This window comes from Acidisphaera rubrifaciens HS-AP3, assembly GCF_000964365.1.
In the GTDB taxonomy this organism is placed as follows: domain Bacteria; phylum Pseudomonadota; class Alphaproteobacteria; order Acetobacterales; family Acetobacteraceae; genus Acidisphaera; species Acidisphaera rubrifaciens.
Genome location: NZ_BANB01000166.1, coordinates 1 through 2,990, shown reverse-complemented (window position 1 = coordinate 2,990; position 2,990 = coordinate 1). Strand labels below are relative to the sequence as shown.

General features: G+C 69.2%; 3 protein-coding genes. All 3 read left to right on the top strand.

Annotated features, from left to right (window positions below; genetic code table 11):
- On the top strand, positions 1-1,053 hold a 1,053-nt coding region (locus B8460_RS06255), incomplete at its 5' end, for an ABC transporter substrate-binding protein (protein ID WP_048860725.1).
- 13 nt (positions 1,054-1,066) lie between these two features.
- On the top strand, positions 1,067-1,969 hold the full coding sequence (locus B8460_RS06250) for a branched-chain amino acid ABC transporter permease (protein WP_048860724.1): 903 nt from the start codon (positions 1,067-1,069) through the stop codon (positions 1,967-1,969).
- Positions 1,966-2,952 carry a branched-chain amino acid ABC transporter permease gene (locus B8460_RS06245; RefSeq protein ID WP_048860723.1) on the top strand — a complete coding sequence of 329 codons (987 nt, stop codon included), beginning with the start codon at positions 1,966-1,968 and terminating at the stop codon, positions 2,950-2,952. The genes B8460_RS06250 and B8460_RS06245 overlap by 4 nt, the downstream gene beginning before the upstream one ends.
- The last annotated feature ends 38 nt before the right edge of the window (positions 2,953-2,990 follow it).

The following is a 2,990-nucleotide window of genomic DNA, read 5'->3' as shown; positions in this document are numbered from 1 at the left end:
AACGCCGCCGGCGGCCTCGCCGGGCGCAAGATCGAGCTGCTGGTCCGCGACAGCCGCGGCAAGCCGCAGGAGGCCGCCCGCGTCGCCCGCGAACTGATCAACAGCGACGGCTGCGAGATCCTGATCGACGCCGAGGCCTCCTCCGGCGCCTTCGCGGTGCAGGAGGTGGTGCGCGACCTCGGCACCCTCTGCATCCATACCGCGAGCGAGACGTCCAAGCTGACCGCCGACCCGAAGATCCGCGTGCCCAACGCCTTCCGCTCCGCACGCCAGGGCGTGCATGACGGCATCGTCGGCGGCGCCTATTCGGCGCATGTCGCGCAGGCGGCGAAGCTCACGAAATGGGCGACCTGCTCGCCGGACTATGCCTATGGCCGCGACACCACGAAACAGTACCTGGAGTGGATGCGCCACTTCATGCCGTCGGTGGAGGTGATCACCGAAGGCTGGCCCAAGCTCGGGCAGCCCGACTTCACCGAGGTCATCACCAAGATCCTGCAGGCCAAGCCGCAGGCGATCTTCTCCCTGCTGTACGCGGGCGACCTGTCGGCCTTCGTCAACCAGGCATCGGTCTATGCCCTGTTCAACCAGGCGACGATGTTCAACCCGAACCTCGGCGACTACCCGGTGCTGCACGCGATCAAGAGCCTGCCGCCCGGCCTGCATTCCGGCACCCGCTACCTCGAGACCTTCCCGGCGACGGAGGCCAACAAGGCGTGGGGCGAGGCCTACAGCAAGCGGTTCAACCAGATGCCCACCAACTGGTCGTGGCAGAACGCGACCGCGTGGCACATGCTGGAGGCAGCGGCGAAAAAGGCCGGCACCCTCGACAGCAAGGCGATGTCCGCCGCGCTGCGCGGGCTGAAGATCGACAGCCCCTTCGGCGCCGACGGCACCATCACCATGCGCGAGGATCAGACGATCATCGACTACGCGATCGGCTGGGGCGTCACGCAGGCGAGCGCGCCGTACATCGTGGGCATCAAGCCCGGCGACTGGGGCCAGATCCTGGAGCTGGAGGCGGAGTGGAAGAAGCAGCAGGGCTACACCTGACGGGACGCCCGGCGTGGACACCGATGCCCTGGCCGGCTGCCTGACCTCGGCCTCCTGCCTGGTCACGCAGACCACCAGCGGGCTGATCGTCGGCATGCTGCTGTTCCTCGTCGCCGCCGGGCTGACCTTGATCTTCGGCGTGCTGAAGGTGGTCAATTTCGCCCACGGCACGTTCTACATGCTGGGCGCCTACATCGCCCTGACGGTCTACCAGGCGACGGGCAGCTACGTGCTGGCCGTCGCCGCCGGCGCCGTCGCGATGGGGCTGTTCGGCGTCGTCTTCGAACGCTTCCTCATCAGCCGCGTGTACGGCACCAACGTGCTGATGCAGCTGCTGATCTGCTACGCCGTCGTGCTGATCTTCGACGACGTGGTGAAGCTCGTCTGGGGCGCGGACTTCCACGCCATGGGCATGCCGGCGGCGTTCCAGGTGCCGCCGCTGTTCATCGCCGGCGGCGTGGTGCCGCCCTTCTACCTGGTGCTGATCGCGGTCGCGCTGGTCATCGCCGGCGGCCTCGGCGCCGGGCTGGCGCTGACGCGCTGGGGCAAGATCGTGCGCGCCGCGGCGCAGAACCCCGACATGGTCGCCGCCCTCGGCATCAACACGACCGTGCTGTTCGCCGCCGTCTTCGCGGTCGGCGGCGCGCTCGCCGGGCTGGCCGGCGGCCTCGCGGCGCCGGTGCGCAGCCTGACGCCCGGGATGGGCTTCTCGGTGCTGATCGAAAGCTTCATCGTCACCGTGATCGGCGGCATGGGCTCGATCGCCGGCGCGCTCGTCGCCGCCGTCGTGCTCGGCCTGATACGCAGCTTCGGCACGATCGGCTTTCCCATGTTCACCGACGGGCTGATGTACATCGCCATGATCGCCATCCTGCTCACCCGCCCGGCCGGGCTGTTCGGGCGCGAGGTCGTATGAGGCGCGACACAATCATCGCCGTCCTGGCGCTGGCGGTGCTGCTGGCGGTGCCCTACGTGCTGCCCAGCCGCGCCTTCGCCGATTTCGCCATACGCGCCTCGGCGATGGCGCTGTTCGCGACCTCGCTCAACCTGCTGGTCGGCTACACCGGGCTCGTGTCGTTCGGCCACGGCATGTTCTACGGCCTCGGCGCCTATGCCTTCGCGCTGACGATGCAGCGCACCAGCCTGCCGCTGCCGGTCGGGGTGCTGGCCGCGCTCGGCATCACCCTCGCCGCCGCGGTGGTGGTCGGCGCCATCTGCATACGGCTGCGGCTGATCTACTTCGCCTTCGTCACGCTCGCGATGCAGATGCTCGCCTATTCGATCGTCATCGCGTGGGAACCGCTGACCGGCGGCGACCAGGGGCTGCAGGGCGGCATCCCCCGCCGCGTCGTCGCCGGCCTCGATCTCGGGTCGCAATGGACTCTGTATGGCGTCAGCGTCACCGTCGCCGTGCTCGGCCTGCTGGCGATGCGCCACCTGACGCAGACGCCCTTCGGCCTCAGCCTGCGCATGCTGCGCGACAACGAGGCGCGGGCCGGCTTCCTCGGCATCACCGTCTGGCGCACCAAGCTGATCGCCTTCGTCGTCGCCGCCGGCTTCGCGGGCCTCGGCGGCGTGCTGTCCAGCCTGTTCGTCTCCGGCGCCTATCCCGAGCTGATCAACTGGCCGGAATCCGGACAGGGCATCTTCGCCATCATGCTCGGCGGCATCGACAGCTTCCTCGGGCCGCTGGTCGGCACCGCGATCCTGCTCGGGCTGAACGACGTGGTGACGCGCTACACGGAATATTACGGGCTCGCGCTCGGCATCATCATCCTGATCTTCGCGCTCGGCCTGCGTCGCGGCGTGCTCGACGTCGCATGGCCCGGCCTGCGGCCCGGCCGTCGCGCGCCCGCCGCCGCGCGCGGGGTCAAGGCGGCGGAAGGGGTCAAGCCATGAAGGACGAAATCGCGGTCGTGACCGGCGGGGCGAGCGGG